This is a genomic window from Flexivirga sp. B27, assembly GCF_052905685.1.
The window spans coordinates 615,220-621,352 of record NZ_JBPYUM010000003.1 but is presented as its reverse complement, the minus strand read 5'-3'; the positions used below and the strand labels follow the sequence as shown (position 1 = coordinate 621,352).

Below are 6,133 nucleotides of genomic sequence, written 5' to 3'. Positions count from 1 at the left end.
CTTCGCGGGGACCCCGCCCGCTCCTCCGGCACTCGACCACCTTGCTGCACGGCAATCGACCAGCTTGCGTCGATCAGCGAGTGGCGGTGAGCTCCGCACGCACTGCCGCGATGAACGCGTCGACGTCCGCCTCTGTCGTGTCGAACGCACACATCCAGCGCACCTGCCCGGTGGACTCGTCCCAGAAGTAGAAGCGGAACTTCTCCATCAGCCGCTCAGACACCTCGACCGGCAGGATCGGGAAGACGCCGTTGGCCTGCACCGGCAACGGCACGCTCAACCCCGGCAGATCGCGCACACCCTCGACGAGCCGTTGGGCCATTGCGTTGGCATGCCCGGCATTACGCAGGTAGAGATCGTCGGACAGCAGAGCGATCAGCTGCGCGGACACGAAGCGCATCTTCGAGGCCAGCTGCATCGACTGCTTGCGCAGGAACTTCATGCCGTCGACGACGTCGGGATTGAGCACCAGCACGGCTTCGCCGACCATCAGACCGTTCTTGGTGCCGCCGAACGACACGATGTCGACGCCGGTGTCGGTGATCATCTCGCGGAACGAAACCCCAAGACTGGCAGCGGCATTGGACAGGCGGGAGCCGTCGACGTGCAGCACCATGTCGTTTGCGTGGGCGTGCTCGGCGATCGCCCGGATCTCGTCGACGGTGTATGCCGTGCCGAGCTCCGTGGTCTGGGTGATCGACACAACCCGCGGTTGCGCGTGGTGCTCGTCGCCACGACCCAGTGAGACGGTGCCGATCAGCTCGGGCGTCAGCTTGCCGTCAGGGGTGGGCACGACCATGAGCTTCAGGCCGCCCATCCGCTCCGGCGCTGCACACTCGTCGACGTGGATGTGCGCCGTCTCGGTGCAGATCACCGCCTCCCAGCGCTTCGTAACCGCTTGCAACGAAACGATATTCGCGCCCGTGCCGTTGAAGACCGGGAAGGCTTCGACACCGGGCCCGAAGTGGTCGGCGAAGACCTCCTGCAACTTCTCGGTGTAGACGTCCTCGCCATACGCGACCTGGTGCCCTCCGTTGGCGCGGACGATCGCGGCAAGAACCTCCGGATGTATGCCGGAGTAGTTGTCGCTGGCGAAGCCGCGCACCGCTGGGTCGTGCAGAGGGGTGGGAAAGGTCTGGGAGTCGCTCACCGGCTAATCGTCTCAATCAGAGCGTTCACCTCGTCGGCGGGCCGCTCATAGAGCCCGACCAACCACTCCGCGACCTTCTCGACCGGCGTGAACTTCTTGTAACCGTCGGGCTTTTCGGCCTGCATCTGCGGGGTGACCAAGGCCATCACGCGCCCGATCACGGCCGCCGCGTCGCTCTCCTTGTAGGAGTCGGCCACGGCACGCAGCCACATCTCCGAGCCGGCCTTGGCAGCCAGGTATGCCGCGTTCGTGGCCCGTGGCTTCTCGAGACCGGTCGAGGAGATGATCGCGATCCGACCATGCGGGGATTGCAGGATGGGGCCGTGCAGCGCGCGCGTCGCGTGCTGCAAGGTGCGAATCAGGCTGGCCTCCAACACATCCCAGTCGGCGAGGTCGCACTCGACGATGCCCTTGCCGCCGCGCCAGCCGCCGACCAGATGCATCAGCCCGTCGACGCGTCCGTGCTCGGCCAGCAGAGCATCGGCCCACTGCTTCGTCGCGGTGTCCTCGCTGAGGTCGACGACCGACGCGACGATGTGTTCAGGGTCGAGCGCGACGACCTCGTCGAGTCGACCGGAGTCCCGGCCCGCCGCCACAACCGTCGCCCCCGCCGCAGCGAACGCTGCGCAGGTGGCGCGACCCTGGTCGCCGGCAGCGCCGGCGACCACGATCACATTTCCGTTGAGATCAATACCCATAGGCTCCATCATGCTGCGTCGGAGGTCGTCGCAGTGATGCCGGAGGTGGAGGCGATCACCGACGCCATCTGCTTGCGCAGCGCCTCGTAGAACACGTTGAGCGGGAACTCGTCATCGAGCACCAGGTCGTTCAGCGCCTTGGTCTTCGTGCCGTCGAAGGGCAGCGCGTCGGCGCCCTTTGCCCAGGTGGAGCCGGGGTTGGGCACGACATACGTGGCAACGAACTCGTGCGAGGCGAGCCAGTGGCCGACACGCGACCGGTCGATGCCGCTGCGGTAGAGCACCTCGACCTCGTCGCACAACTGCACGACGACCTCGGGCACCCGGCGCCAGTCGAAGGACAGCTTGTTGTCGGTCCAGTGCAACGCATCGTGCTTGTGCAGGTAACCGAACATCAGCTGTCCGCCGAGGCCGTCGTAGTTGCGGTGCCGGTCACCGGTGATCGGGAAGCGGAAGAGCCGGTCGAAAAGGATTGCCAGCTGGACGAATCGGGCGTAGGGCTGGCCCTGCTCCTCCAGCTTGACCGCCTGCCGGAAGGTGTTGAGGTCGCACCGCAACTCCTCCAGCGCATACATCCAGAACGGCATCCGCTGCTTGATCATGAAGGGGTCGAAGGGCAGGTCGCCGTGGCTGTGCGTGCGGTCGTGGATCATGTCCCACATCGCGAAGGTCGACTGCGCCAGCTCCTGGGAGGCCACGAGTCGCTCGGCGTCCGGCGGGAGCTGCAGTGACAGCAGCTCCGACGCGGCGGCGACGACCCGACGGAAACGCGCACCCTCGCGGTCGCAGAAGATCGCGCCCCAGCTGAACTTCGGAACCTCCCGCACTGCAACGGTTTCCGGGAAGAGGACCGCCGAGTTGGTGTCGTAACCAGGCGTGAAGTCGATGAAGTTGACCGCCAGGAACATCTTGTTGTCGTAGGTCTCCTCGACCTTCGCCAGCCAGTCCGGCCATTGCACCGAGACGAGCAGCGCCTCGAATACACGGTCCAGGTTGCCGTTCTGGGTGTACATCGGGAAGACGACCAGGTGCTCGATGCCATCCTCACGACACAGGTCCGGGCGGAACTTCATCAGCGAGTCGAGGAAGTCCGGGGTGCCGAAGCCGGACTCGATCCACTTGTCGAGGTCCTTCGGCAGCTCGGCGAGGTAGTCCGCGTCGTGCGGGAATCGCGGTGCCAGCGCAGCGATCTCGGTCTTCATGGTCTCGACGAGCTCGGCTGCCCGGGCGTGCTGGGAGTCGTCCTCGACGGACCCGTCCTTGGCCTGCATCGTGCGCAGCTCCTCCACGGCCGCCTTCAGCGACAGCCACTCCGGGCTGCGGTCGACGCCGGAGCCGATGGAGGTGACGCTGTTGGTCTGCTTACGCGCGGCGCTCGCCCAGGTCACCAGGTTGCTCCAGAAGCGGCGGTGGTCCAGCTCGTCGATCGAGTCGTCACCGACCAGGTCGGAGTCGGCCAGCACGACGACACGGCCCGCGCCATACGGCAGCGCAACGGCGAGCGGCTGGCGGGCGGGGTATGCCGAGGCGCTGGTGCGCGCCAGCACCTGTGCCTCGGGTGCACCCGAGATGTCGATGACGCCGGCGCGGTAGAAGCACAACTCGTCGACCCCGGCGAGCAGTCCCTGGCCGAGACCGCCGGCGATGTCCGCGAGCACCCAGGTGGCGTTGTCGTGGAAGCGGCGCCCGCCCTCGGCGGACTCGTGCACGGTGGTGCTGGTGACGTGCAGCCCGAAGCGCGCCAGCAATTCGTTGAGGTTGTTGCCGTAGACGTCCTGGTCGCACTCGGCGAGCACGACAAGACCGCCGCCCTGCTCGACGAACTTGACGACGGTGTCCAGCTCGGCCGTCTCCAGCACCGGGGGCAGGTCGCCAGTGGTCCGCTCGGATCCGGCCGCTGCCGGGTGGTCGATGACGAGCACGTCGGCATCGGCGAGCGCGGCGTCCTCCAGTCGGCCGGCGTCGTGGCCGACAACCTCGAAACCACGGCCCCGCAGGGTGTCTGCGGCCTTCTCCAACGACGAGTCCGCCGGGTTCGCGGGGTTCATCGCGGTGGCTGTGGCCCGCGTCAGTGCCCAGGCACTGCTGTGCGCCTGCTCGACGATCACCTTGGGGAAGACACCCATTTCAGTCACATCCTTCGTGGCCGGTAGAAGATTTTCTTGTTGAATCCAGGGTAGACCGTAAAACTTGCGGTATACAACCCGCTCCCTGGTCCGGATGTGACGCGCATTACGCTCCAAGACATGCCGGTCGAACGTGTCCTTCCCACGGACGATGCCGCGGACCTGATCGAGCTCACCCGCGAGATCGCCGCGCGCGAATTAGCTCCCCGAGTCGACGAAGCAGAAAGCAGCGCGACACCGCCTCGTGAGGTCTTCCGCACTCTCGGCCGCGCCGGGTTGCTCTCGCTCGCCTACCCCGAGGACGTCGGCGGTGGCGGGCAGCCCTACGAGGTCTACCTGCAGGTCGTCGAGGAACTCGCCATGGCGTGGATGAGTGTGGCCATCGGCGTCTCCGTGCACTCGCTGACGGCATACCCGGTGGAGCGCTTCGGCACCGCTGCACAACGCGAAGCACTGCTGCCGGACATCCTCGGCGGCGAAACGCTCGGCGGCTACTGCCTGTCCGAGCGGGAAGCCGGGTCCGACATCGCGTCGATGCGGACGCGTGCCACCCTCGCCGACGACGGCAGCGCCACCCTGAGCGGCACCAAGAGCTGGATCTCGCACGCCGGGCATGCCGACTACTACACGACGTTCGCCCGCACCGACGACTCCGGCAGCCGCGGCCTGTCCTGCTTCGTCGTGCCGGCCGACAGCGACGGTCTCACCTTCGGGGCTCCCGAGCGCAAGATGGGGCTGGCCGCCGACCCGGTGGCCGAGGTGCACTTCGACAAGGTCGCCGTCGGGGCCGACCGGATGATCGGTGAGCGCGGCCAGGGCATGCAGATCGCATTGGCTGCACTGGACGCCGGGCGCCTCGGGATTGCCGCAGCCGCAACGGGATTGGCGCAGTCAGCGCTGGATCTCGCGGCGTCATACGCCTCGGAGCGCAAGCAGTTCGGGCGGTCGATTGCCGACTTCCAGGGGCTGGCCTTCCTGCTGGCCGACCTCGAGGCGGCGGTGACGTCCGCGCGAGCCACCTACCTGCACGCGGCTCGGCTGAAGGACGCCGGGCGCGCGTTCTCCAAGGAGGCCGCGGTCGCCAAGCTCGTCGCGACCGACGCCGCGATGCGGGTCACCACCGACGCGGTGCAGGTGCTCGGCGGAGCGGGCTACACCCAGGATTTCCCGGCCGAGCGCTTCATGCGCGAGGCGAAGGTGACCCAGATCTTCGAGGGCACCAATCAGATCCAACGAGTCGTGATCTCCCGCCACCTGCTGCGTGAGATCACCGGAAAGGGCACTGCACGATGAAGATCGACTCCACCACGGTTGCACTGGTCACGGGCGCAGGATCCGGCCTCGGCGAGGCCACCGCGCGCAAGCTGTATGCCGAGGGGGCGTCCGTCGTCATACTCGACCTGGCGTCGTCCAAGGGCGCCGATGTTGCCGAATCCCTCGGCGACAGAGCGAAATTCGTCGCAGCAGACGTGACCGACGAGGAGCAGGTCAAAGCCGCGATCGACACTGCGACGGCTCTCGGCACCTTGCGCATCGTGGTCAACTGCGCGGGCGTTGCGACACCGGGCCGGGTCGTCAGCAAGCGTGGCGTGCTGCCGCTCGAAGCATTCAGCAAGGTGGTGCAGATCAACCTGATCGGCACGTTCAACGTGCTGCGCCTGGCCGCCGAGCAGATGATCGGCAACGAACCCGTGGACGGCGAGCGCGGCGTGATCACGATGACTGCGTCGGTCGCCGCGTATGACGGGCAGATCGGTCAGGCGGCATACGCCTCGTCCAAGGCCGGTGTCGTCGGACTGACGCTCACCGCCGCACGGGACCTGGCGGACAAGCAGATCCGCGTCGCGACTATTGCGCCCGGCACCTTCGAGACGCCGATGCTCGCTGGCCTCCCGAACGACGTGAAGTCCGTGCTCGAGGCACAGGTGCCGCACCCCTCCCGGCTGGGTCGCCCGGACGAATACGCGTCGCTGGTGGCGCACATCGTCGACAACCCGATGCTCAACGGTGAGGTCATCCGCCTCGACGGCGCCCTCCGGATGCCGCCTCGCTGAGCCGTCTGGCTCGACTCCTCGCAGCGCAGTACCGGTTTCCGCTCGCAAGCTCGCGGTGCACCGGTACTGCGCTGGTCGTCGTCTCGCGGGCGTCCACTTGTCGTT

5 protein-coding genes are annotated in these 6,133 nt (G+C 67.1%); 2 read left to right on the top strand and 3 right to left on the bottom strand.

Features of this window, described 5'->3' with window-relative positions; all coding sequences use genetic code 11:
* Nucleotides 1-73: 73 nt before the first annotated feature.
* From ACSZL9_RS15295 to ACSZL9_RS15285, 3 genes are read right to left on the bottom strand one after another with little or no spacing between them, the layout of a single operon-like run.
* Complete coding sequence (locus ACSZL9_RS15295; RefSeq protein ID WP_446666363.1) at nucleotides 74-1,150, bottom strand: threonine aldolase family protein; 1,077 nt, start codon at nucleotides 1,148-1,150, stop codon at nucleotides 74-76.
* Entirely contained in the window at nucleotides 1,147-1,848 is a 702-nt protein-coding gene (locus tag ACSZL9_RS15290) for an SDR family NAD(P)-dependent oxidoreductase (protein WP_446666362.1), read from the bottom strand. Before ACSZL9_RS15290 ends, ACSZL9_RS15295 begins: the two co-directional genes overlap by 4 nt.
* Before the next feature lie 8 nt (nucleotides 1,849-1,856).
* The gene (locus ACSZL9_RS15285; protein ID WP_446666361.1) at nucleotides 1,857-3,974 is read right to left on the bottom strand and encodes a DUF6421 family protein; all 2,118 of its coding nucleotides are present in this window, start codon (nucleotides 3,972-3,974) and stop codon (nucleotides 1,857-1,859) included.
* Between the two features lie 120 nt (nucleotides 3,975-4,094).
* Here ACSZL9_RS15285 and ACSZL9_RS15280 point away from each other — a divergent pair, with 120 nt between their 5' ends.
* Nucleotides 4,095-5,267: an acyl-CoA dehydrogenase family protein gene (locus ACSZL9_RS15280; protein ID WP_446666360.1), complete on the top strand. Its 1,173-nt coding sequence runs from the start codon at nucleotides 4,095-4,097 to the stop codon at nucleotides 5,265-5,267.
* Complete coding sequence (locus ACSZL9_RS15275) at nucleotides 5,264-6,028, top strand: SDR family NAD(P)-dependent oxidoreductase (RefSeq protein ID WP_446666359.1); 765 nt, start codon at nucleotides 5,264-5,266, stop codon at nucleotides 6,026-6,028. The genes ACSZL9_RS15280 and ACSZL9_RS15275 overlap by 4 nt, the downstream gene beginning before the upstream one ends.
* The last annotated feature ends 105 nt before the right edge of the window (nucleotides 6,029-6,133 follow it).